General features: G+C 58.1%; 23 protein-coding genes. 9 read left to right on the top strand and 14 right to left on the bottom strand.

The genetic code is table 11. The features are described from left to right. Positions 1-21: 21 nt before the first annotated feature. The 5 genes from AC2FFE_RS16740 to AC2FFE_RS16720 are packed head-to-tail and all read right to left on the bottom strand — an operon-like array spanning position 22 to position 2,099. Positions 22-732: a flagellar hook-basal body complex protein gene (locus AC2FFE_RS16740; protein WP_496820150.1), complete on the bottom strand. Its 711-nt coding sequence runs from the start codon at positions 730-732 to the stop codon at positions 22-24. Next, entirely contained in the window at positions 732-1,004 is a 273-nt protein-coding gene (locus AC2FFE_RS16735) for a flagellar biosynthetic protein FliQ (protein WP_480551472.1), read from the bottom strand. Before AC2FFE_RS16735 ends, AC2FFE_RS16740 begins: the two co-directional genes overlap by 1 nt. A 3-nt stretch (positions 1,005-1,007) precedes the next feature. Then, positions 1,008-1,298 (bottom strand): flagellar hook-basal body complex protein FliE, encoded by a 291-nt coding sequence (fliE, locus tag AC2FFE_RS16730; protein ID WP_496820151.1) that lies wholly within the window; start codon positions 1,296-1,298, stop codon positions 1,008-1,010. A gap of 12 nt (positions 1,299-1,310) precedes the next feature. After that, positions 1,311-1,697: a flagellar basal body rod protein FlgC gene (gene flgC / locus AC2FFE_RS16725; protein ID WP_170537180.1), complete on the bottom strand. Its 387-nt coding sequence runs from the start codon at positions 1,695-1,697 to the stop codon at positions 1,311-1,313. Positions 1,698-1,709: 12 nt separating this feature from the next. Then, on the bottom strand, positions 1,710-2,099 hold the full coding sequence (locus AC2FFE_RS16720; RefSeq protein WP_480551469.1) for a FlgB family protein: 390 nt from the start codon (positions 2,097-2,099) through the stop codon (positions 1,710-1,712). A gap of 87 nt (positions 2,100-2,186) precedes the next feature. On the opposite strand from AC2FFE_RS16720, the gene AC2FFE_RS16715 reads away from it, so the two are divergent. The 6 genes from AC2FFE_RS16715 to AC2FFE_RS16690 all read left to right on the top strand — a co-directional run bounded on the left by AC2FFE_RS16715 (position 2,187) and on the right by AC2FFE_RS16690 (position 9,423). Beyond that, positions 2,187-3,524 carry a FliI/YscN family ATPase gene (locus tag AC2FFE_RS16715; RefSeq protein WP_496820152.1) on the top strand — a complete coding sequence of 446 codons (1,338 nt, stop codon included), beginning with the start codon at positions 2,187-2,189 and terminating at the stop codon, positions 3,522-3,524. An 88-nt stretch (positions 3,525-3,612) separates the two neighbouring features. After that, the gene (locus tag AC2FFE_RS16710; protein ID WP_496820153.1) at positions 3,613-4,446 is read left to right on the top strand and encodes a flagellar motor protein MotB; all 834 of its coding nucleotides are present in this window, start codon (positions 3,613-3,615) and stop codon (positions 4,444-4,446) included. 91 nt (positions 4,447-4,537) lie between these two features. Next, positions 4,538-5,833 (top strand): flagellar hook protein FlgE, encoded by a 1,296-nt coding sequence (locus tag AC2FFE_RS16705; RefSeq protein WP_496820154.1) that lies wholly within the window; start codon positions 4,538-4,540, stop codon positions 5,831-5,833. A gap of 34 nt (positions 5,834-5,867) precedes the next feature. Further along, positions 5,868-7,319, top strand: a complete 1,452-nt coding sequence (gene flgK / locus AC2FFE_RS16700) for a flagellar hook-associated protein FlgK (protein ID WP_496847167.1) — start codon at positions 5,868-5,870, stop codon at positions 7,317-7,319. A 2-nt stretch (positions 7,320-7,321) separates the two neighbouring features. Further along, positions 7,322-8,329, top strand: coding sequence for a flagellin (locus tag AC2FFE_RS16695; protein ID WP_496847166.1), 1,008 nt, complete (start codon positions 7,322-7,324; stop codon positions 8,327-8,329). Then, the gene (locus AC2FFE_RS16690) at positions 8,326-9,423 is read left to right on the top strand and encodes a flagellar basal body P-ring protein FlgI (protein WP_496847165.1); all 1,098 of its coding nucleotides are present in this window, start codon (positions 8,326-8,328) and stop codon (positions 9,421-9,423) included. Before AC2FFE_RS16695 ends, AC2FFE_RS16690 begins: the two co-directional genes overlap by 4 nt. Before the next feature lie 14 nt (positions 9,424-9,437). Here the strand turns inward: AC2FFE_RS16690 and AC2FFE_RS16685 are convergent, their stop codons facing one another. The 8 genes from AC2FFE_RS16685 to AC2FFE_RS16650 are packed head-to-tail and all read right to left on the bottom strand — an operon-like array spanning position 9,438 to position 16,830. Beyond that, positions 9,438-10,082, bottom strand: a complete 645-nt coding sequence (locus AC2FFE_RS16685; RefSeq protein WP_496847164.1) for a DUF1523 family protein — start codon at positions 10,080-10,082, stop codon at positions 9,438-9,440. Positions 10,083-10,092: 10 nt separating this feature from the next. Further along, positions 10,093-10,359: a hypothetical protein gene (locus AC2FFE_RS16680; RefSeq protein ID WP_496820160.1), complete on the bottom strand. Its 267-nt coding sequence runs from the start codon at positions 10,357-10,359 to the stop codon at positions 10,093-10,095. Position 10,360: 1 nt separating this feature from the next. Next, positions 10,361-11,698 (bottom strand): DUF6638 family protein, encoded by a 1,338-nt coding sequence (locus AC2FFE_RS16675; protein WP_496820161.1) that lies wholly within the window; start codon positions 11,696-11,698, stop codon positions 10,361-10,363. Continuing rightward, positions 11,695-12,321, bottom strand: coding sequence for a hypothetical protein (locus tag AC2FFE_RS16670; RefSeq protein WP_496847163.1), 627 nt, complete (start codon positions 12,319-12,321; stop codon positions 11,695-11,697). The genes AC2FFE_RS16675 and AC2FFE_RS16670 overlap by 4 nt, the downstream gene beginning before the upstream one ends. Beyond that, positions 12,318-14,252 carry an AAA family ATPase gene (locus AC2FFE_RS16665; RefSeq protein WP_496847162.1) on the bottom strand — a complete coding sequence of 645 codons (1,935 nt, stop codon included), beginning with the start codon at positions 14,250-14,252 and terminating at the stop codon, positions 12,318-12,320. The genes AC2FFE_RS16670 and AC2FFE_RS16665 overlap by 4 nt, the downstream gene beginning before the upstream one ends. Before the next feature lie 57 nt (positions 14,253-14,309). Further along, positions 14,310-15,431: a hypothetical protein gene (locus AC2FFE_RS16660; protein WP_496847161.1), complete on the bottom strand. Its 1,122-nt coding sequence runs from the start codon at positions 15,429-15,431 to the stop codon at positions 14,310-14,312. Beyond that, a complete protein-coding gene (locus AC2FFE_RS16655) occupies positions 15,431-15,733 on the bottom strand; it encodes a hypothetical protein (protein ID WP_496847160.1) in 303 nt (100 codons plus the stop codon). The genes AC2FFE_RS16660 and AC2FFE_RS16655 overlap by 1 nt, the downstream gene beginning before the upstream one ends. Before the next feature lie 14 nt (positions 15,734-15,747). Further along, positions 15,748-16,830, bottom strand: a complete 1,083-nt coding sequence (locus AC2FFE_RS16650) for a hypothetical protein (RefSeq protein ID WP_496847159.1) — start codon at positions 16,828-16,830, stop codon at positions 15,748-15,750. Between the two features lie 247 nt (positions 16,831-17,077). Here AC2FFE_RS16650 and AC2FFE_RS16645 point away from each other — a divergent pair, with 247 nt between their 5' ends. The 3 genes from AC2FFE_RS16645 to AC2FFE_RS16635 all read left to right on the top strand — a co-directional run bounded on the left by AC2FFE_RS16645 (position 17,078) and on the right by AC2FFE_RS16635 (position 21,640). Next, on the top strand, positions 17,078-18,553 hold the full coding sequence (locus AC2FFE_RS16645) for an NAD-dependent succinate-semialdehyde dehydrogenase (protein ID WP_496847158.1): 1,476 nt from the start codon (positions 17,078-17,080) through the stop codon (positions 18,551-18,553). A 133-nt stretch (positions 18,554-18,686) separates the two neighbouring features. Further along, positions 18,687-20,870 (top strand): esterase-like activity of phytase family protein, encoded by a 2,184-nt coding sequence (locus AC2FFE_RS16640; RefSeq protein ID WP_496847157.1) that lies wholly within the window; start codon positions 18,687-18,689, stop codon positions 20,868-20,870. Between the two features lie 215 nt (positions 20,871-21,085). Then, positions 21,086-21,640 (top strand): tetratricopeptide repeat protein, encoded by a 555-nt coding sequence (locus tag AC2FFE_RS16635; RefSeq protein ID WP_496847156.1) that lies wholly within the window; start codon positions 21,086-21,088, stop codon positions 21,638-21,640. A gap of 162 nt (positions 21,641-21,802) precedes the next feature. Here AC2FFE_RS16635 and AC2FFE_RS16630 read toward each other — a convergent pair whose 3' ends face one another. Next, positions 21,803-22,270, bottom strand: coding sequence for an Hsp20 family protein (locus tag AC2FFE_RS16630; RefSeq protein WP_496820170.1), 468 nt, complete (start codon positions 22,268-22,270; stop codon positions 21,803-21,805). Positions 22,271-22,381 lie beyond the last annotated feature (111 nt).

Genomic DNA, 22,381 nt, shown 5'->3' with positions numbered 1-22,381 from the left:
ATCAAATTCTCCTTGTTCAGGTCAGCGCATCAGCGCATCGAGGGCCCCGCGCACACGCGCATCCTCGGTTTCCAGAAAGCTTTGACCCAGCTCATAGGCGCGCTGAATCTCGATCAGGCGCGTGACCTGCTCAATCGCGTTCACGTTGGATCCTTCCAGAAAGCGATGCAGGACAACGGGTTCATCAACCGGATCGACATCGCCCTGAGGCCGAAAGCGCGTGTTGCCTTCACGAACCAAAGTCGTAGGATCAGCCACCCGATAGACGCCAATCTGCCCCAACAACTGCCCATTTACGCTGAGCGTTCCATCCGCGCCGACATCGATGGTCGCCGCATCCGGGGGAATGAACACCGGTGATCCATTACTGTCCAGAACGGCGGAACCATCCGCGGCCACCAGATCACCCTGCGCATTTGGTGTGAAACTGCCCGCCCGCGTCAGGCGATTGCCGTCGGGCGTTTCGAGCATAAAGAACCCCTCACCCTCGATGGCGAAGTCAAACTGCCCTCCGGTCTCAGTCAACACCCCCTGTTGCAGAGAGGTATTGCGCGCCTCGGCCCGGCTCATGGACAGGGACGGCGTATTGGGCATGTCACGAATGAATTCCGAGAACACCAACCCCTGCTGACGATAGCCGGTGGTATTGGCGTTGGCGATGTTGTTCGCCACCAGCCGCATTTCGTTCATCAACCCGGATTGACGGGATAAAGTGACATAGGCGGTATCCATCAGCGACCTCCGGCGATCAGCGGCACCAGGGTGCCTGTAAAAAAGGTGACAAGCGTTTGGGTCATGAAGCCCATGGAAATCCAGAACACGATGACGATTGCGATCAGTTTGGGCACGAAGGTCAGGGTCATTTCCTGGACCGAGGTCAGCGCCTGGAACAGACCAACGACCAACCCCGACACCAACGCCACGGCGAGGATGGGAACCGAGGTGATCACCGCGATCCACAGCGCCTGGCGCACGATGTCATAGAACAAACCTTCGCTCAGCATCGCTCAGACCGGCATCCGCAGGATTTCCTGATAGGCCTCGACCACCTTGTTCCGCACGATAACCGCAGTTTCGACGGCCAGTTCGGTCTGGGCCAGCGCCTGCACCAGCGCGTGCGGATCCGCCTGTCCGGTCATCGCGGCCTGCGATATCTGCTCGCTCTGTTTCAGCGTCGCCGCAAAGTCTTGAAAAGACGCGCGCATCCCCTGCGCCATAGCGCTGTGATCAGGGTCGGCCTGCGTGGCGGGGCGTGCGCCGGCATAGTTCTGCGCGGCGGTAAGGGATCGGATATCCATTCTGGCGTTCCTTTATTTCCGGAGTAATTCCATTAGCGACGACGACATTTTGCGCGTCTGGTCGAACATCTTGAGATTGGCCTCGTAACTGCGCTGCGCTTCGCGCGCGTCGGCGATCTCGATCATCAGATCAACATTTGAGCCCAGGTAGTGCCCGCTTTCATCCGCCATCGGATGGCTTGGGTCGTGCACGCGTTGCAGATCGCGACGATCCAATTGCACGCGCCCGGCCTGCACCATGGCTTTGCCGTCCTGCTGCACCGTTTCAAACGGAACCGTCTTGCGCCGGTATCCGGGCGTATCCGCGTTCGAGATATTCTCGGACACGTGACGCAGCCGGGCCGCCTGCGCTCGCAAAGCGCTGGCCGAGGCCGTGAGGGAGTGGGAAAAATCGCTCATCTCACCCTCCGCTTACCCGCGACCCAGACTGGTGCGCAGAACGTTCATCGAGGATTTATAGATGGCCAGCGCCCTGTCATGCTGCCGTTTGACGTCGACGGCTTTCAGCATCTCTTCTTCCAGTGACACACCGTTGCCATTTGGATCACCGCTGGGGTCGGCTGCAAACTCAGCCCAGCTGTGCCCGGTCATGCCGACACCATTCAGATGCCCATGCCGGGTGGCCATCATCTGCGTTTGTGGACCGGTGTTTTCGAAGGCTGATTTAAAGGCCTCAATATCGCGGGGCTGGTACCCCGGTGTATCTGCATTGGCCATGTTGCGCGCGATGACGGCCTGCCGTTGTCCAGCATGGGTTGCCATTGCGTGCGCTGTCTTAAAGACGTTCAGGTCATAGAACATCGGGGCTTCTCCCTCGATCAATTTCAATCAAGGCTTAACCCCGATTCCTTTAGAAACAGTTTTCAGAACTCAGTTGGAGAACCCACGATGTCAGACCTCGACCCTATGCTTCTGAAATGCGAATTTGATCGGATGAATACGGCACGTCATGTCGGACTGGTGTCTGGCGTTGCACAAGGCACCATAGAAATCAGTGGGTTGAACCAAAAAGCGTGCGTCGGGGATTTGCTGACTCTGCACCGCCGCTCCGGGCCCGATCTGACCGGCGAGGTGTTGCATGTGGATACAGACCATATTCACATGATGCCCGGAGGCACAGCCGATGGCGTGAGCCTGGGGGATCGGGTGATTCTAGACCCTTCGCCGGGTTTTGCACCTGGGATGCATTGGCTGGGTCGGGTGATAGACCCGTTCGGCAAACCGCTGGATGGCAAACCGCTTTTGGGTGGTACGCAGGAACGCGACATCATGCATCCTCCGCCACCCGCTGTTGATCGCAAGCCATTGGGGGCCCGGATGGCGACCGGTCTTGCCGCGCTCAACACCATGCTTCCCATCGTCCGCGGGCAGCGCATTGGTCTGTTCGCGGGCTCTGGCGTTGGGAAATCGACCCTGCTGGCCACGCTGGCGCAATCAATGCAGGCCGATGCGGTCGTTGTAGCCCTGGTGGGTGAGCGCGGGCGCGAGGTGAATGAGTTTGTCACCCATGCCCTTGGCCCTAAGGCAATGAAACGGTCGGTTGTGATCGCAGCCACGTCAGATCAATCCGCCTTGGCGCGACGGAGGTGCGCCTGGTCGGCCATGTCGGTGGCCGAATATCTGCGTGATCAGGGGTTGAGCGTTCTGTTTCTAGCCGATTCGGTCACCCGCTTTGCCGAGGCCCATCGCGAGATTGCCGTTGCGATGGGGGAAGCCCCTTCGCTGCGTGGTTTCCCTCCTTCGGTCACGCCCCTCATCTCAAGGCTCTGCGAACGCGCCGGGCCCGGCACGCCGGAACAAGGCGACATCACCGCCGTGTTCAGCGTTCTGGTCGCCGGATCAGATATGGACGAACCGGTCGCCGACATTCTGCGCGGGGTACTGGACGGACATATCGTGCTCAGCCGTGACATCGCCGAACGCGGCCGTTTTCCGGCGATTGATCTGAGTCGCTCGGTGTCTCGATCCCTTCCAGCGGCAGCGTCTGAGACTGAAAATCAGATGATCACCGAAACCCGCAGGCTGGTCGGCAGCTACGAACAATCCGAAGTGATGATCAAAGCGGGGCTTTATACCGAAGGCGCCGACCCGGTACTGGATCAGGCCGTCAAGGTACATCAGGAGTTGGATGGTTTCCTGGGGAGAGCCGATCCTGAGGGGATTGAAAACAGCTTTAATCGTCTGTCTTTGATTCTGCGCCGCGCCTCAGCCAGCCTGCCGATGTAAGGTGAAATCCGAACAGTTTTAAGTGTTAAACCGCCCTTAAGACCTGCACTGCTAAGCCTTTATCCGGGTGATAAAAAAGGTGGTGGAGATGGGTGCGCAGACCAATGCGGCGCCAATCATCATCAAGAAGAAGCGTGTGTCGGGTGGCGATGGCCATCACGGTGGCGCGTGGAAGGTCGCATATGCGGACTTCGTCACGGCCATGATGGCCTTCTTCATGTTGATGTGGCTGCTGAACGCAACGACCGAAACGCAACGCAAGGGGCTGGCGGATTACTTCTCGCCTGCAATCCCGATCAGCCCCGATTCAGGCGGGGGTGACGGGGCGTTTGGCGGCAACAGTGTATTTTCAGAAGAAACCCTGGTCATGGATGGCAAAGGGGCCACCGCCCGGTTCCCAACCGATGCCCGCAAGGCGCGCGGGACCACCGGTTTGGACGCCGATGGCAAAGGCGCCAAGCAGGATTTCTCGACGCTGGAGGCGCAGCTCTTAGGTCGCACCGGCGAAAGCGTAGTGTCGGACAAGCTGCTGAAACATATCGTCACGCGGGTGACGGATGAGGGCCTGATCGTCGAGCTGTTCGATACCGAAGATCAGCCCTTGTTCGAATCGGGTACAGACAAACCCACACCGGTGATGCGGGCGCTGGCCTTGCTGATTGCACGCGCATCAGATCTGGTCACCAACCCCATTGCGGTAGAAGGTCATGTCAGCGCCTCTCCGGTGGTTCTGGCCCATGATCCAGCCTGGGATGTGTCGACATCGCGTGCGCAGTCCATGCGCCAAATGCTGCAGGATAAGGGCGTTTCGCCACCCCGGCTGGATCGGGTGACGGGTCATGCCGACCGCAAATTGCACAGCGATGACCCGATGGCGCCCCGCAACAACCGGATCGAGGTGATCTTTTTGCGCGACCCATAAAGGATAGAACGCATTTTACCTGTTAGCGCGCTGTTAAGGGGCGGTGCGTTAGCTGTTGCATCACTGATTGACGCAACAGAAGGGCGTGCCGATGACAATTTCCTCTTCGCTAAATGCCGGTGTCGCCGCGCTGAAGGCAAATGCCAACAGGCTGGCTACGATTTCGGACAATATCGCGAACTCATCGACTTTTGGATATAAACGGGTCGAGACGGATTTTCATTCCATGGTCACGTCCGGCCAGGGCGGCAGCTATTCCGCCGGCGGGGTCAGAACCACAAGCCAGCGCATGATCGACCAGCGTGGGTCGCTGGTAACAACGAACAACTCAACCGATCTGGCCGTGCGCGGGCGTGGGATGCTACCCGTACGCCATAGCTCGCAAATCGCGGGTGGTTCGAATGAGATGCTGCTGACCACAACCGGTTCGTTCCGTACCAATGACCAGGGCTATCTGGTAACCGAATCCGGTTTGGTTCTGCTGGGCTGGCGCGCAAATTCCGACGGTACAATTCCCCCGGTTCCGCGCGATACCCCCGCAGCTTTGGAGCCTGTACAGCTGAGCGTCAATCAACTGTCGGGCGCGCCAACGACACAGATGAACCTGCGGATGAACCTGCCCGCCACAGCAACCGACGCCGGTTCACCCGGCGACACTCAACCCTTATCAGTCGAATACTTTGACAATCTGGGCAAATCCGAGAACATCGATATCGAACTGGTTCCAACCGTCCCGGCAACTGGGTCCAGTAACGAATGGACGATGATCTTGCGCGATTCGGCATCGGGCGGCGCTGTGATCGGGGAATATACCCTCACTTTCACCGACAGCCGCACCGCCGGGGGGACATTGGCAAGTGTGACGGCCGTATCGGGCGGCGCTTACGATCCAGCCACAGGCAGTGTTGTCGTCAATGTGGCGGGCGGCCCGATGGAGGTGAACATCGGTCTGATCGGCGACGCGGATGGCATCACGCAACTGTCCGACACTTTCGCCCCGGTTTCCATCACTCGCGATGGCGCAGCGGTCGGCACCATGACAAGCGTTCAGGTGGATGAAAACGGGTATGTCTACGCGCTCTATGATACCGGCGTCAGCCGCCGTATGTTCCAGATCCCGCTGGCGGATGTCCCCAATCCAAACGGACTTACCGCATTGGACAGTCAGACCTACGCACCCTCACGCGATAGCGGAACCTTCTTCCTGTGGAATGCCGGTGAGGGGCCCACGGGTGAGTTGATCTCATTCGCCCGCGAAGAATCGACGACCGATGTCGCGACCGAACTGACATCATTGATCCAAACCCAGCGCGCTTATTCCTCGAACGCGACGGTGATCCAAACCGTGGATGAGATGTTGCAGGAAACAACAAACCTCAAACGGTAGTAGCGGATTTCAGCCATAGAAAGGGAACGGCGCAATGAACATGTCGACAGCTTTACATAACGCTCTGGGCGGTCTGACTGCGGCCAGCCGTGGCGCCGCCGTCGTATCCGGCAACGTCGCCAATGCGCTCACGCCCGGCTACGCGCGCCGGTCACTGGAACTGACCACCAGCCCGATCTCGGGCAATGGGGTGCGCGCTGTCGGCGTGATCCGTCATCAAGACCCGGTCTTGGTTGCCAATCGGCGCGCCACCGACGCGGATCTGGCACAGCAGTCTTCATTGGCGGCGTTTCAGTCGCAATTCGCAAACCTTGTCGGTCCTGCGGATGATGCAACGTCATTGGCCGCCCGACTTGCGGCCTTTGACGGCAGCCTGATTACCGCATCCAGCCTGCCGGATTCTGCGCAACGGCTTGACCAGGCTGCCCGCGCGGGCCGCGATCTGGCCAATGAGCTGAATGCCGCCTCGGAAGGCGTGCGTCAGGCGCGCTCGGATGCAGATCGGCGGATCGGGGCACAGGTGGAAAGCCTGAACCAGACGCTGAAGGATATAGAAAACCTCAACGCAAAGATCCCAGCCGTTCGCAATTCGGGCGGTGATATCGGCGCTTTGCAGGATCAACGCCAGATTCTGATTGATCAGGTGAACACGCTGATCCCGGTCAATGTGATCCCACGCGACAACGATCAGGTCTCGCTCTATTCCGATGGCGGCCTGATCCTGCTTGAAGGCAAAGCGTCACAGTTTGACTTCAACACCACCGGCGAAACAAAACCCCATATGACACTTGGCAATGGGCTGTTGTCGGACCTGGAAATGAACGGAAACCCCATTCGCACCGGCGGCGATACGGCACAAATACGAGGCGGGGCATTGGCCGCCGAATTTACCATCCGGGATGAGCTGGCGGTTGAAGCCCAGCTTCAATTGGACACGGTCGCGCGCGATCTGATTGAACGTTTTGAAACACCCAGCCTTGACCCGACTGCGACCGCAACCGATCCGGGGCTGTTCACCGATGATGGCAGCCGGTTTGATCCTGCGATGGTCACCGGGCTGGCCGCACGCCTGTCGCTGAATACGATCGTTGATCCGGATGCTGGAGGCGACAGTTGGCGACTGCGGGCAGGTCTCGGCGCAGCCACCCCCGGCAACCCAGGCGATTCGACGCAGTTGCAAGCTTTTGGCGCTATACTGAGCGACGCAAGACCTGTCCCAGGCTCCTTGTTTGGCACCGGCAACCTGCGCGCCGCCGAAGTGACCGAAGCGTTGCTGTCCGAAGCAGGCGCGCAGGCGCATCGCGCCGAGCAGCGCGTGACCTTCGCAACTGGCGCCCAGCAGCAGATGGCCCAGATCGAAGCCGAACAGGGCGTGGATACCGATCAGGAACTGCAGCGCCTGATGCAAATCGAACAGGCATATTCCGCCAATGCACGGGTGATGACGGTCGTTGATGAACTTATGGAAACATTACTGAGGTTGTAAGCATGACACTGACCGCAATAGGTGATCTGGCGCGCGGCATGACGTTACGTACACGCGCCTCTGAGATCAAAACCCAGATCGAAACACTGTCTTATGAGATGTCCAGCGGTAAGGTTCAGGATGTCTCAGGGCATCTTGGTGGTGATCTTTCGCATCTTCTGGATCTTGATCGCAATCTTGCCCGCCTGGATGCCTACAAGATCGCAACATCCGAGGCCGGGTTGTTTACAGACGTGATGCAGCAGAGCCTGACCACCTTTGACACCTCACTGGGGGAAATGTCGGCAAGTTTGCTGGCCTTCGGCACTGCAATCCAGACTGTCACACATGAGCAGGCATCGGTTCAGGCCCGAAACGAACTGGATACGATGATCTCGGCCCTGAACACACGCGTCGGCGGGCGCAGCCTGTATTCTGGCGTGGCAACCGATGTTTCTCCGCTGGCCTCGGCTGAAACCCTGCTGAGCGCGCTTGAAACCGAGCTTGCTGGTCTGACGACGATGACCGATATCCGCACAGCAGCTGAGAACTGGTTCAATGATCCGGCCGGTTTTGACGCCGTGATCTATCAAGGCTCTGATACGCCTTTTGCTCCGATGCAAATTTCGGAAAATGAACGGATTACCATACCAATCACGGCAACCGATCCTACGTTCAAGGCGGCTTTGCGCGACACGGCACTGGCCGCGCTGGCATCGGAAGACGCGTTGGCGTGGTCTCCGACCCTGCGAACAAGCCTGTTCACACAGCTGGGTGTCGATCTGGCCAATGCAAAAGATGAAACAGTCAAGCTGCGGGCCGAGGTCGGCGCGGCTGAGGCCCGGGTCGAACAAGCCGCAACACGAAACGCCGCATCGCGCGTGGGTTTTGAATACAGCCGGAATTCCCTGATCGCGGCCGACCCATACCAAACAGCAGCGCAGCTGCAAACTGTCCAGTTTCAGCTGGAAAGCCTTTATTCGGTTACGGTGCGCAATGCCAACCTGTCGCTGGTGAACTTCCTGAGATGAGAATTCTTGCTTTCCTTTTGATCCTCCTTCTTCCCGGCCTTGCCTCTGCTGGGGCAATCCGGCTGAAGGACCTTGTGGATTTCGACGGTGTACGCGGCAACGACCTGGTCGGATATGGCTTGGTCGTTGGTCTGAATGGTACTGGCGACGGCCTGCGTAATTCGCCGTTTACCGAAGAGATTATGTCCAACATCCTTGAACGTTTGGGCGTCAACGTTACCGGCGAAGATTTCAGACCCAAAAACGTCGCAGCCGTTCTGGTAACGGCCAGCCTGCCCCCATTCGCGCGCGTTGGTGGGCAGATCGACGTAACCGTTTCGGCGATCGGCGATTCCGGCAGCCTGCTTGGCGGAACCCTGATTATGACCCCTCTGAATGCGGCGGATGGTCAGATCTACGCTGTGGCACAAGGTACGGTTCTGGCAGGTGGGGCAGTTGCCGAAGGCGATGCCGCCTCGGTCGTACAAGGCGTTCCAACCTCTGGTGTCATCCCGTCGGGTGCGCGGGTCGAGCGAGAAATTGACTTCGACCTCTCGGCCCTGACGCAAATGCGCCTGGCCTTACGCGAGCCGGACTTCACCACCGCCGGGCGGATCGAAACTGCGATCAACGCCGAATTCAACCGCGCGGTGGCTATAATGCGGGATTCCGGCACGGTCGAACTGAACATCGCGGCCACGCAATCGGTATCAACCGCCCACGCGCTCGGGCGAATTGAAAACATACTTGTTGAACCGGAAACCAAAGCACGCGTGGTGGTTGATCAGAGATCGGGCACCATTGTCATGGGGCAAGAGGTTCGTATCTCCAGGGTTGCGGTTTCACAAGGCAATCTGACCCTGACCGTGGAAGAGGCGCCAATCGCCATTCAACCCAACCCGTTTGCACGAGGGGAGACCGTCGTGGTGCCCCGCACCGTCGCCGGAATCGAGGAAGAAGAGGGCACAGGCCTGGCTGAAATCCCCGAGGCCACGACCTTGTCTGAAGTTGTCGCCGGGCTGAATGCGCTCGGCGTGTCGCCCCGCGACATGATCGATATCCTGAAGACGATCAAAGCCGCCGGAGCGCTTCACGCAGAGTTCATTGTGCGGTGATACGGGGCTACACCTTACTTGGATTTCCAGCTATCCAACCAACGACGGAACCCGTTTTTCCGTTCCTCAATCGCATCACCCGCCGCATATAGACTATCCTCAACACTCTCAAACATCGGGTCAATGCGGCGCTGGCGGAACCTGCGCCAGCGCACCCAAATTGCCCAGACAATGGCAAAGAAAACGGTCAGGAAGATGATGTTGAACCATGGGATCAGGCGTACATCTGGGCCATCAACATGTTTGATGGAAATGGCATTGGGGAAGATCGACATGAACTCGTTGCGCCAACCATAGTGTGTGACAGCAACCCATTCCGGATCATCCTTATCGGAAATCGCAACGTTGGCTTCAGTATAAAGGTTTGCCGTATCGACCTTGAAGTAGGGTGGCCAACCCCACCCGGTGTCCTCATTACGGTAAACAATGGGCTTGCCATTGGACCGTACGGCCTGAATGAACTGCACATCACGGTTGGTCAGGCTTGTAGATTGATCATCCGGCTCTGACCAGAAGATACGGGTCCAGTCGTTCAGATCCTGCCGCTCCTCATAGGTATTGACGATCCAAACGATATCGCGCTGTGGCAGGGAGTACTGCAGGACCACCGCAATCGTGCCCCAGAAGATGATGATCAATGCCCATTTCAAATAGGCCATGCCCTAACCCTCACATATAATTCACAATATAGATCAGCGCGCCAATCGCCACCCACGGCACTATATAGACACCCAAGATCAGTTTGCGTCGGAACGAATTGTCATACACGTGCAGACCGCGTTCGACGAAGGCCTGCTTATTGCCTTGCTTGCCCTTCTCATCCCACCAGGTCTCCAGCTTGCGGCGGCGTGCGCTGCGTGAGTAGAGAGACAGCACAAAATAGGCAACCGTCTGGATCACCAGCAGGATCAGAAACAGGCGCATCGCTCCGAACATCTTAGCCTTTCCTTATCGAGCCCCAAGGCCCAACCCGCGCAATCACATCCTCGCTGACCCGATCCTCGCCCGACATATCTGGTTCATGCCCGAACAGAGCAGCGCGAGCGCCAGCTTTGTCCACCTGATACTCGCGCTCAAGGAAATCAGCAACATAGGCTTTCTTTGGTTCCGACCAGCCCGTGTAGGTTTTGTAGAACAGTTCTTTGTGACAGATGAACAACTGGCGCGGGTCCAGGGGGGCCAATTCAGCCAGCAGCATGTTGACCAGATCACGCTGTGGCGTATCCGCCGCGCGCAATGTGTAGAAATAGGCCGGATGGTCCGAGGTGATCCGCGGCCAAGGCCCTCCGTCAGTGGCCCAGCGCAACAGCTGGGCCAAACCGTGATAGGCATCGGGCAAACGGTCCGCATGGGTGCGCGCCAGACGCCGCATATCACTGCGATCCAACCCCGTTAGATCAACATCCGCATCTGCGGCGGCGGCAACGGTCAGGAAATCCATCTTTTGTTGAAGGATCGCCGCCGCGTCCACGCCGCGCGCCTTGACGATGGGTTCGACAAGATCGTTGTAATTGAGGAATTTGGCTATTTGGTTTCGCTGCGACGGGTCAAAGACATATTTGATCGGCATATCGTCGGGCTTTTCGCCCATGCAAATCGCCGCCGGGTGATCCAGATCCGGGAACAGGTACAAGCCACCGAAATGCGCCGTCCAAAAGTTGCGCTGCTCGAATGCGGTGTGACGCAGGCGAACAGGGTTGCGAGTAACGTCGCCGGTTTCCTTGGCTGTCTCGATCATTTTCGCGATCAACACATCGTCGAACCAGGCGTCCTCTTTTGTCTTGAACCGCTCGACCATCCCTGCCAGTTGCTCGGCCTTGCGCAGGGTGCCGCCTGCGGTATCGGCTTCGATCTCGATCTTGCGCAGGTTCAGCAGGTCCGCAGGGGTGGTGAGTTTGAAAGCCGAGTTCACCAGTTCTCCGGCCACGGCATCGGTGGCGGTCAGGGCAAACAGCTGCGCCTCGTTCATTTCGATGAACTCGCGCAGGATATCGCGCGAGGTCGAGAATTTGACGTTCAGCAGAGGCGCGCGTTTCTGCTCGGTCGTCAGCAGAATGAACTGCCGGTTGATCCCATTGGGGTTGAGGTAGAGCTCATCCTCCAGCTCAATCCCCACCTCCGGCGAATAACCCGAGATATCGACATGGAAATCCGTCAGCGCCGTGGTCTTGCCTGCCAGATGCTGCAGCGCGCGGTTATACCGCTCGACCAGAGCCGGGCTGGAGATGTGGACGAGATTGCCGAACATCAAGCCTTTTTCGATGAGGCGGATCATGTCACTTGCTCTCTGCCTAGTTTTCCTCGAACGAATACCTCAACCGGCTTCAAAGCCTTGAAAAAATCTTGCCGGTATACATCCTTTTCATCATCCAAGCGGTCATAAAGGATATCGCGTTTCTCTCCTAAGATTTCTCGGTAGGACTTCGCTAATTCAGTATCCCCGTAGTAATTAGCGTCCAGAAAAAGCTTAATGTAGACAAATAGCTCATGTTCAAGTGTCTTTAGAGGTTCAAAGAGTTTGGACAATTCTTTTCCCCAGACTGCATCTGCCTCTAGCAACAAAGCGTCGAGTTCGTTTCGTTTTTCCGAGTGGCGTTCCCAACGTTTTGCGTAAGCGTTGATAACTCCCCGCCGACGTAGTTCTGCATCCGGCAATCCGTCAGCTTCAGCCTCGTCGATACGCATTTCAGAGTTCGACATAGCGGGGTGACGAACCGAATAAAGCGCATCGCGGTATCGGTATGTAGCAATCATGATGCGGCGCGCCAGATCAGAGTCGGCTGTCCAGATGTTTTGGTTTTTCCAGGTGCTCAAGCCTCGAAATGCGGCTATTGCTGCCGCAACGGCAGCGCCCGCCATAACAGTGTTAGCCAACGCAGCCCAAGCTTCAGCACTCATCTGCCTTTCCCCTCCAGATACCGCCGCTTGGCCTCTTCCATCCGGCCCATCTCGCGCACCGCGTTTTCAATGGCGACCTCGTCGCTCTTGTCGGCATAGCGGAACTCGCTGTCGGCGTAGCGGTTGATCTCCTGCAGCACCATGTCCACCGTGATCGGCTGGCGCAGGTCCTCGATCATGGCCTTCTTGGTGTCGTAGTCGCGGAACAGGAACAGGTCGGGGTTTTCCATCCACTCGTCGGGCAGTTCGAAATCCATCGCGCGGACCTTGACCGCGTCGGTGATGTTCTTGATCGCGCGGCCGGTGAACCGTTCATCCGCCTGTTGAATCGCCTTGAGGTAGGTGCCCAGCTTGGCGATGGTGTCCATCTGGCCAATCTCGCCCGAGACCCGGTCATAGACCTGCAACAGAGCATCCTCATGCGGGCGGGAATGGCTTTCGAAACTGGCGGCGACGGCCTTTTTAATCTCCTGCGCGGCATAGGCTTCGTGTTCACCTAACGGGATGTCGTGGTTGCGGCCCATCAGCAGGTGCAGGATGTCGATGTAATCCTCGCGCGTTTGCGGACCGTCCACCAGGAACCGCGCGCCCGCGCGCTGGCGCAGGGCGTCGTCCACATTCTCGGGGTAGTTCGAAAACATACCAAAGGTACAGTTGCCGCGCACGACGGTGTTGGCACCCGCAAAGCTCTCCATCAGCACGGCGGTGATTTCCAGTTGTCCGGCCGAGGACTGCCGGTCGCCGCGCTTGCCTGCCAGTTGGTCAATGTCGTCGATGGTGCCAAAACCGATGACCGAGGGGTCGATGATCGTGTTGATAAACGCCTTGGCATTCTGGCCGGATTTGCCCTGATAGCTGTCGATATTGTCGGTGCTCAGGTTCTGATAGCGGAACGGATAGCCCGCATTCTGACAATAGTCGTTGATCAGCCCGGCCATCATCTGGATCAGGGTGGTCTTGCCGGTGCCCGGCTTGCCGTCACCCATGAAGGTAAAGATGAACCCGCCAAGTTCCGCGAACGGGTTCAGGCGGCGGTCGAAATCATAGGCCATCACCATCTTGGCCAGCTTCATCGCCTGATACTTGGCGATATGGTTGCCGACCACCTCGTTCGGTTTCTTGAACGTCATGGTCAGGGTGGTGGATTTCGCCTTCGAGGCGGGTTCAAACCCCCGGATGGTCAGATCATCGGCCTCAATATGCCAGGCCGCGTTTTGGAACGGGGCCAGATGGCCTGCGGATTGGGCACGCAGGGCTGACTTCTCCATCAGTTGCTCGGCATAGGCGCTGGTGGCCGCGATCAGATGGGCGTCGTCGGGCGCGTGTTTGGCCAGCATCTGGTCCAGCTCCCACAAGGCTCCGTGTAACGCAAGCTGGCCATTGTCGGTCAGGACCTCTTCAATCTCGCCGATATCGACGGTGGTCTCTCCCAGATGCGAGGAGATCAGATAGGCCAACGCATTGCCGAACGTGTGCAACGTGATCAGAGCCTCCGCCGTCAGCAGATTCGAAAACTCGGTCTTGCGCGCAACAGGCAAATCCCCGGCCAGATTGGCGCGTTTCAGGTCGGCCAGCGGGGTCTGTTCCGCATAAGCCTCAGCAACGGCCAGTGAGATCGCAATCGCGCGCCTGATCGCTTGCTGCGTGGTCGCTTGTGGTGGAGAAACCAACACATCCCCGTCGTCCGAGGCCTCGATCCGTTCAACCAGATGCACACCATCCGCCCGCGCAGTTCGGCGTGTCACTAACCCCGGAGTCGTCGACCGAAAGCGACGCCCGGTGGATATACCCGGCGAGCGTTCAACAGTTGCTTCCTGGGCTTTGGCAATCCGCGGCGCGTGTTCGAACCCGCTCAACAAGGCCGTTGCCGCCGGGTAATGCTTGCGAATATCGTCTTCGCGCAATTCCATCTGATCTGACGTCAAACTCATCTCAAAAACCGCCCATTCTTCTTCTGTTCAAAAATATCTCCGCCGGAGGCAAAAAATCTAATAGCGCAACACCTGCCCCGTCTTGCTGACCACGAATTTCCGCACATCGGCAAAGCCCGGCGGGTTGCGCTCGGCCAGTACCTGAAACGGGCGCTGAGGCAGAATGATCGAGCGCTGCGTGCGCGTCGCTCCGGTCTCGGCCCCTTGCCCGCCGAACGGGTCCAGCGCAAACACCTCACGCTCGACGGTCGAGAACCACCCGGCGCGTTCCTCGATCACCTCTTCGCTTTCCAGCTCCTCAGTCGTCCATGCCAGCGCCCAGTCCTGCCCCTGTGGCGACTGCGCGCCCTCCAGCACCTGCCGCAAGGGACCGGACTGCTCGGTAAAGGCCGAGGAATACATTGGCCCCACATGAATGCGGCGCAGGTGTTTGGGATGCAGGTCGTCGAAATCCTGATCGAAGCCCTTGGCGATGGTCACCAGTTTCAACCCGCCCAAGGATTGCGCCATAAGATGCGCCTGCACCTCGGGCCAGCGGCGTTGGTCCTTGGGCAGGGCCGTCTTGCCGCTATCCTCCAACTGCATCAGGTAGATGACCGGCAGATTGATCTGGCTGTCATAAACCGCCCAATGGATCAGGAACTTCCGCCGTTCACCCTCATTCCCGATCCAGTGACATTCGGGATCGTTGCGCGCCCAGAACAGCTCTCCTTTCAGCAATTCCTCATAATAGAGCCTTTGGGACAGGGCGAATTGCAGCTTGGTGGGAATTTCCCGGTCGCTGATGATCGTCCGCACCATGTCGGTTTTCAGATCGTCTTCCGAGGGCATGTTCGCCAGATGCACCTGCGCCTGCTGCGCGTCATTGGCCATGGTCAGCAGCTCGGTCACAACGGGGAACCCGCTGTCGCGCTTGTCCATCGCAAGGCTGCCAAAGAACCGCCCCGTATCGCGCCCGACCAGCAGGTATTTCATGGAAAGCGCGCGGAAGGTGTAGAGCAGACCCGAAAGGTAGCGCGACACGATCCGCACCTCTTGCTTGCTGATCGCGCCCTCCGCCTCCATCGTCGCGGCCACGCGCAGGAGGTGGACGGTGATCACCTCAAATTTGCGAAAATAGCGGCGCGAGGCGAAGGTGTCAGTCAGGCCGACATGGTCTTGGGTGGGGTTAGTATTCATTAGTCTCCACCATCTCCATCGCCATCGCCGTCACCCGAATGGTAGCCATCGTTCTCGTTGTAGAACGCGATTTCAGCGGAAACAGGATCTTCTTTCCGGTAGAGGCGATAGACGATATGACCGATCGCGAAGAATACCAAAATGCTCAACACAATGGCCCAATAGGACTCTGTGATCCAGTACAGAACGACGCCAATCCCAATGGCGAACCACCGCAGGATCATTGCCGTCTCAACCCAATCCGGCAGGTCAATGTCCTTGCGCGATAGCGTCGGAGGAGGACGTCTTTCACCGTCACTCATAGCCGACCCTTTCCTTAAGAGCCCCCATACAAATTCTTATCATGCTTCTCGACAATCGAGGCAAAGCGGCGGGCAAAGCGTTCATCCGCCTTGGCCTTTTTCTCCAGCACGTCGCGGGCAAAGACCATGTGGCCCTCATGTGCCTCGAGCATGTCGGCCATTTTCTGGTTGGTCGCGGTACCGATGGCGGCCATGGCGGTTTGCGCCTCTTGGTCCGTCTGCACGCCGATCTCGTTGATGCGGTGGGCCACGTCCTGCTGCTGCGCGGTTTTCAGCGATTTGGTCAGGGCGTCATACAGTACCACGCGTTGTTGCGTGTCTGTCTGCAGCTTGTTGATCAGCACCATCTGCGTCGCCGCCTGGTTCTGCAGTGAATCGACCCAGGTCTTGCCCTTTTCGATATAGCGCTCAAGTGTCTGCGATTTGGCCAGCTTGACCTGCTCTTCCTGAACCTTGGCGTTGTATTGCTTGTTCAGTTCGGCCAGTTCGGTTTCCAGCTGGGTGCGCGCGGCGGCGTCCTGTTCGACGCTGATCTTGTTCTCCAAGGTGATGATCGTCGGGTCCATGCCCTGAATCTCAGCCCGCAGCGCCTCGAGTTCCGCAACAGTCGCCTCGCGGTCGTCCAACGTGACGGTCAGGTTGTCCTCGACCTTCACACGCTGCTCTTCCAGCACAGAAAGCTGGCCTTCCAGCAGCTTCACGATCACATCGGATTTGGCGATCAGATCCTGCAACTTGTCGTCGATATTGGCCGTGCGCATCCGCTCTTGCCGCATCGACTCAGATTTGCCCTTAGAGAAGACACCGACAAACGACTCCCATCCGGTTTTCGAACGCATATCGTCGAAATCCTTCGAAAAGGCGCTGGTGACATCGTCCAAACCCATGATTAGCTCGGCGATATTGGCGTTCATCACCTCAGTGTGGGCATGCACATCCTCAAGCGTGGCGTTTTCGATGTCGATATCCGCCTCGGCCGTGCCGATCTTGGCGCGGGCCGCTTCGATCCGTGAAGTCAAATTCTGGATCTGCGACTGGCTTTCGCGCACTTTGCTTTGCGTTTCTTCAATCAGCGCTTCAAATTGCTGGTTCGACATCTCTGCTGTCCCTTTTTTATCTAATTACCCAATAAGATAGGGAATGTTACGATCATTTACATCCCTTTGGGTCCAAATTTCCACCAGACTTTGGCAAACTCGCAACGAAAAAGATAGGTCCGAAGCTGCCGGGCACCGACTGTAATTTGATCAAATCTGGATTGATCCGATGGCTATAGTGGACATAGACAATGCTCACCCCACCTGATTGAGTGCGCGCAACACTAGACCTGCCGGAGGCTGACCCATGCTGGACGCAACAACCGATCTAAAATCCATCCTGAAAAACCCTGACCTGTTGGTGACCAAAGCCTATATTGGCGGGCAGTGGGTGGATGGGGACGATGGCACCTTTGCTGTCACCAACCCCGCACGCGGCGATGTGGTGGCCGAGGTTGCGGATGTCAGCCGCGCTCAGGTTGCTGGGGCGATTGCGCAGGCTGAGGTCGCGCAAAAGGAGTGGGCCAAGCTGACTGGCAAGGAACGCGCCGTGATCCTGCGGCGCTGGTTCGATCTGATGACGGAAAACGCCGAGGATCTGGGCAAGATTCTGACAGCCGAGCAAGGGAAACCACTGGCTGAAGCTGTGGGTGAGATCGCCTATGGCGCATCCTTCATCGAGTTCTTCGGCGAAGAAGCCAAGCGGGTCCATGGTGAGACCATACCGGGCCATCAGCGCGACAAACGGATCATGGTGCTGAAGCAACCCATTGGCGTGGCCGCGTCGATCACGCCTTGGAACTTCCCGAATGCGATGATCACGCGCAAGGCAGGCCCGGCTTTGGCTGCAGGTTGCGCTTTTGTCGCGCGCCCGGCGGCGGAAACGCCCCTTTCGGCGCTGGTTCTGGCATTGCTGGCCGAACAGGCCGGCATCCCGGCTGGCGTGTTCAATGTCGTTCCTTCCTCCAGCGCCAGCGAGATCGGCAAGGAGTTTTGCGAAAACCCCGGCGTGCGCAAGCTGACCTTTACCGGCTCGACCGAAGTGGGGCGCATCTTGCTGCGGCAGGCGGCGGATCAGGTGATGAAGTGTTCTATGGAGCTGGGCGGCAACGCGCCGTTCATTGTGTTTGACGATGCGGATCTGGATGCCGCTGTCGAAGGCGCGATGATGTGCAAATTCCGCAACAACGGCCAGACCTGCGTTTGTGCCAACCGCATCTATGTGCAGGCCGGAGTTTACGATGAATTCGCAGCCAAGCTGAAAGCCGCCACCGAGGCGCTGAAGGTTGGCGATGGCTTGACCGAAGGCACCACAACCGGCCCGCTGATCAACGCCGATGCGGTGGCAAAGGTCGAAGAGCATATCAAGGACGTCACCGACAAGGGCGGCGCCGTTCTGACCGGCGGCCTGCCCCATGATTTGGGTGGCACCTTCTTCCAGCCGACCATCGTGACTGGTGTAACTCAGCACATGATGGTGGCACAGGACGAAACCTTTGGCCCGCTGGCCCCGCTGTTCAAGTTCGAGGATGAAGATGACGTAATTGCGATGGCCAATGACACGATCTTTGGTCTGGCCTCCTATTTCTATGCCAAAGACCTGAGCCGCGTCTACAAAGTGGCTGAGGCGCTTGAGTACGGCATCGTGGGCGTGAACACCGGCATCATCTCGACCGAGCTGGGCCCGTTCGGCGGCGTCAAGCAATCCGGTCTGGGCCGCGAAGGCAGCCATCACGGCATGGAAGACTACCTTGAGATGAAATACATCTGCCTGTCGGTCTGATTTGACCTGGCCATCGTTCTGGTGCGGTGGCCAGTCTTAACGCGCTTGTCACTAAACTGAATCTAAATCGTCACAAAAACGCAATCAACGGCGGCCATCCCTCTGATGTCCAATCAAGAGGGGATATTTACCGATGTCATTGCGCCTTGTCTGCCTGACATCTGCATTGGCCCTGACCGCCGGTCAGGCCATGGCAGAAATGAATTTCAACCGAATTGCATCTTTCCCGGTCGTCAAGAACATGGCCGAAGGCGCGGATACCACCCGCGAAACCTCGCCCGAGATCATTGCGGCTACCGCCGATGGTATGACGCTGGTCTATACCGACAGCCCGCTAGGCGTGATCGGTATGGTCAACATCACCGATCCAGCGAACCCCGCACCGCTGGGCGCGATGGAGGTTGGTGGCGAGCCGACCTCGGTAGGGATTGTTGGTACAACGGCCTTTGTTGGCGTGAACACATCGGAAAGCTACACCGCCCCTTCGGGCAAGCTGATCTCGGTTGATATCGCGGGCAAGGCGGAAACCGGCGCTTGTGATCTGGGCGGTCAGCCCGACAGCGTCGCCATCGCCCCCGATGGCAGCTTTGTCGCCGTGGCGATTGAAAACGAGCGTGACGAAGACCTGAACGACGGTGTTATCCCGCAGCTGCCCGCCGGTTCGCTGGCATTGGTGCCGCTGAAAGACGGCGCGCTGGATTGTTCGGGCATGAAGTTGGCCTCGCTGACCGGTCTGGCCGACGTAGCGCCCACCGATCCCGAGCCCGAGTTCGTTGACATCAACGGCCTTGGCGAAACCGTCATCACGCTGCAGGAAAACAACCACATCGCGGTTGTCGACAAGGATGGCACTGTGATCAGCCACTTCTCGGCAGGCAGTGTGGATCTGGACGGCATCGACGCCACCGACGAACGCGGCGCGCTGATCTTCACCGAAAGCCAACCTGGCCGCCTGCGCGAGCCGGACGCGGTGAAATGGATCGACGACAACCACTTCGCCACTGCCAATGAAGGTGATTACGAAGGTGGCTCGCGTGGCTGGACCATCTTCCACAAGGACGGCACCGTTGTTTACGAAAACGGCACCGAATTCGAAAAAGCGATTATCCAGATTGGCCATTACCCCGACAAACGCTCGGACAGCAAAGGCGTGGAGCCTGAAAGCGTGACCGCGGCGACCTTTGGCGGCACGCCAATGATCTTTGTCGGGGCCGAGCGCGCCTCGGTCGTGGGTGTCTATGATGCCACCGATCCGGCCAACCCGGTGCTCAAACAGCTGCTGCCCTCGGGTGTCGGCCCGGAAGGTTATGTGGCGATCCCGGATCGCAACCTGCTGGTCTCCGCCAATGAAAAAGACCTGATCGAAGATGGCGGCCCGCGCGCGCATGTGTCGATCTTTGAGTATCAGGAGGCGCCTGCCAACTATCCGCATTTGACGTCCGAAGGCGCGGATGAGCTGATCGGGTGGGGTGCTCTGTCCGGTCTGGTGGCGGATGAAGACGGCATGATCTATGCGGTCAATGACAGCTTCTATGGCTTCCAGCCCTCGATCTTCAAGATCGACCCAAGCCAGACCCCGGCGCGCATCGTCGATGTGATCCGCATCCACCGTCAGGATGGTCACCCTGCGCAGAAGCTGGACCTGGAAGGCATCACGCTGGACGGCGAGGGCGGTTTCTATGTCGCCTCCGAAGGCCGCACCGACCGCGTTATCCCCCACGCGATCTATCACGTCTCGGCGGATGGCCTGATCAAGGACCGCAAGGGTGAAATCGGCCTGCCACCGGAACTGATGGCCGTCGAAAAGCGCTTTGGCTTTGAGGGCATCACCAAGGTGGGCGACACCCTGTGGATGGCCGTTCAGCGCGAATGGAAGGACGACCCGGAAAACCACGTGAAGCTGGTTGCCTATAATCTGGACACCAAGGAATGGGGTGCTGTGCACTATCCCAAAGCGGACCCGGACACAGGTTGGGTCGGTCTATCGGAAATCGTGGCATTCGGAGATCATGTCTATGTCATCGAACGCGACAACCAGCATGACCACCGCGCCGTGACCAAAAAGGTCTATCGCATCCCGCTGTCTGACATGACCCCAGCCCCGCTGGGCGGCGAACTGCCTGTTGTCAGCAAGGAAGAGGTCCGCGACCTGTTGCCCGACCTGACATCAACCGGGGGCTATGTTCTGGACAAGATCGAAGGTCTGGCCATCCTGCCCTCGGGCGAAGCGTTTGTCATGACCGACAATGACGGCGTTGATGACGCCTCGGGCGAGACCATGTTCTGGTCCATCGGGTCGGTGACGGCTGGGAACTAAGCTTCGGAAGAAACGTAGATAAGCCCCGCGCCCACAAGGCGCGGGGTTTTTCTTTACGAACCGATCCGTGACAACGTTACCCGGCCGCTCATTCAGGCCCTGCAAGAACCCAACGTCCCATTCCAACACATCGCCGGAACACTGATGTCTCCTACTTTCGTAACAGTGACCGGAGATGAAAAGAATGGTATTTTATCTGCGCGGAGGACATTGCAATGCGACACTCTTGGAAAACCATCATCGTCATTCTTTTGGCGGGCACCGCTTATGCTGAACCGCGCGAAGTCGTTGAAGATGAGCTTGGGGTTTTAAACCCTCAAGACACCGGGCGCGAGATGCTGATCCGAAAGATCGAAATGGGTGTAATCGACTCGATCACCTGTTCACTGGGCATCAACGCGACAAAGAACGACAATTATGAATTGGCCAGAAAACTGACGGAGCAATGCGCCGAAGCTGGATATACCAAAGCAATGACCTGGATGAGTCAGCTTGAAAACAACGGCCTGGGCGGTGAATACAACCCAGACGCCTCGGCCGAATGGGATCGCAAGGCTGCCGAGGCCGGCGACCCGGTCGGACGCTTCAATCATGGGCTGAATCTGATGCGAGGCCATGGTACCAATCACGACCCGGCGTTGGGCCGCAAATACGTCGATCAAGCTGCACAAGATGGGCTGGAAATAGCCAAGCGTCTGCAACAATCGGGCTATGACCTGGACGAGGTGACGCCGGACGCTGACAACTGGAAGTACGCGCCTCTTTTTTGACTCGTCGCTTCGTGATGACAATCTGACTTGGTTTTCTGGCCTATAGCCTGACTCATTCCAGCTTTTTTCGGCTCAAAGACAACAACGCCCCGCGTCTGGAGGAACGCGAGACGTGTGTTGCGACAATCAGGGAGGAGGCGACTGTCGCAGAACTTTCAGGTGTTAGTTGACCGCCTTTGCGTCAACCACATCCTTTTCGATTGCTTTGGACGAAGAAATCTCGATCCGGCGCGGTTTCAGGGCCTCGGGTACTTCGCGCTTCAGGTCGATGTTCAGCATGCCGTTTTCATGGCTCGCGCCGGTGACGCGGACATGGTCGGCCAGCGCGAAGCGACGCTCGAACGCGCGGGTGGCGATGCCACGGTGCAGGTAGCTGCGCTCTTTGTCCTCGGCGGCTTTCTTACCTGCCACGATAAGCGAGTTTTCCTTCACTTCGACAGACAGATCATCTTCGGAAAAACCGGCAACAGCCACGGAAATCCGATAGGTGTCGACATCGGTTTTTTCGATGTTGTATGGGGGATAGCTGGGCTGTGCGACGTCATTGGTCAGAACGCGGTCCATCATGTCTGCGATCTGGTCAAACCCAATGGTGGCGCGGTGCAGCGGTGCAAAATCAAAAGTACGCATGTGTCGTATCCTCATCCTTGAGCGATTTACGAGTTTTGCCCTCCAATTGGACGGGCGATTTCAAACACCGAACCCCATTTGTGGCGGCCCGGTAGGATTCACATGGGTAGC

Source organism: Ruegeria sp. YTSA168 (genome assembly GCF_059610045.1).
This window is presented reverse-complemented; position numbering and strand designations above follow the sequence as displayed.

Excerpts from the sequence above, each read along its gene's own strand:
- AC2FFE_RS16740 (WP_496820150.1), bottom strand. The coding sequence starts at position 732 with ATGGATACCGCCTATGTCACTTTATCCCGTCAATCCGGGTTGATGAAC.
- AC2FFE_RS16735 (WP_480551472.1), bottom strand. The coding sequence starts at position 1,004 with ATGCTGAGCGAAGGTTTGTTCTATGACATCGTGCGCCAGGCGCTGTGG.
- fliE (WP_496820151.1), bottom strand. The coding sequence starts at position 1,298 with ATGGATATCCGATCCCTTACCGCCGCGCAGAACTATGCCGGCGCACGC.
- flgC (WP_170537180.1), bottom strand. The coding sequence starts at position 1,697 with ATGAGCGATTTTTCCCACTCCCTCACGGCCTCGGCCAGCGCTTTGCGA.
- AC2FFE_RS16720 (WP_480551469.1), bottom strand. The coding sequence starts at position 2,099 with ATGTTCTATGACCTGAACGTCTTTAAGACAGCGCACGCAATGGCAACC.
- AC2FFE_RS16715 (WP_496820152.1), top strand. The coding sequence starts at position 2,187 with ATGTCAGACCTCGACCCTATGCTTCTGAAATGCGAATTTGATCGGATG.
- AC2FFE_RS16710 (WP_496820153.1), top strand. The coding sequence starts at position 3,613 with ATGGGTGCGCAGACCAATGCGGCGCCAATCATCATCAAGAAGAAGCGT.
- AC2FFE_RS16705 (WP_496820154.1), top strand. The coding sequence starts at position 4,538 with ATGACAATTTCCTCTTCGCTAAATGCCGGTGTCGCCGCGCTGAAGGCA.
- flgK (WP_496847167.1), top strand. The coding sequence starts at position 5,868 with ATGAACATGTCGACAGCTTTACATAACGCTCTGGGCGGTCTGACTGCG.
- AC2FFE_RS16695 (WP_496847166.1), top strand. The coding sequence starts at position 7,322 with ATGACACTGACCGCAATAGGTGATCTGGCGCGCGGCATGACGTTACGT.
- AC2FFE_RS16690 (WP_496847165.1), top strand. The coding sequence starts at position 8,326 with ATGAGAATTCTTGCTTTCCTTTTGATCCTCCTTCTTCCCGGCCTTGCC.
- AC2FFE_RS16685 (WP_496847164.1), bottom strand. The coding sequence starts at position 10,082 with ATGGCCTATTTGAAATGGGCATTGATCATCATCTTCTGGGGCACGATT.
- AC2FFE_RS16680 (WP_496820160.1), bottom strand. The coding sequence starts at position 10,359 with ATGTTCGGAGCGATGCGCCTGTTTCTGATCCTGCTGGTGATCCAGACG.
- AC2FFE_RS16675 (WP_496820161.1), bottom strand. The coding sequence starts at position 11,698 with ATGATCCGCCTCATCGAAAAAGGCTTGATGTTCGGCAATCTCGTCCAC.
- AC2FFE_RS16670 (WP_496847163.1), bottom strand. The coding sequence starts at position 12,321 with ATGAGTGCTGAAGCTTGGGCTGCGTTGGCTAACACTGTTATGGCGGGC.
- AC2FFE_RS16665 (WP_496847162.1), bottom strand. The coding sequence starts at position 14,252 with ATGAGTTTGACGTCAGATCAGATGGAATTGCGCGAAGACGATATTCGC.
- AC2FFE_RS16660 (WP_496847161.1), bottom strand. The coding sequence starts at position 15,431 with ATGAATACTAACCCCACCCAAGACCATGTCGGCCTGACTGACACCTTC.
- AC2FFE_RS16655 (WP_496847160.1), bottom strand. The coding sequence starts at position 15,733 with ATGAGTGACGGTGAAAGACGTCCTCCTCCGACGCTATCGCGCAAGGAC.
- AC2FFE_RS16650 (WP_496847159.1), bottom strand. The coding sequence starts at position 16,830 with ATGTCGAACCAGCAATTTGAAGCGCTGATTGAAGAAACGCAAAGCAAA.
- AC2FFE_RS16645 (WP_496847158.1), top strand. The coding sequence starts at position 17,078 with ATGCTGGACGCAACAACCGATCTAAAATCCATCCTGAAAAACCCTGAC.
- AC2FFE_RS16640 (WP_496847157.1), top strand. The coding sequence starts at position 18,687 with ATGTCATTGCGCCTTGTCTGCCTGACATCTGCATTGGCCCTGACCGCC.
- AC2FFE_RS16635 (WP_496847156.1), top strand. The coding sequence starts at position 21,086 with ATGCGACACTCTTGGAAAACCATCATCGTCATTCTTTTGGCGGGCACC.
- AC2FFE_RS16630 (WP_496820170.1), bottom strand. The coding sequence starts at position 22,270 with ATGCGTACTTTTGATTTTGCACCGCTGCACCGCGCCACCATTGGGTTT.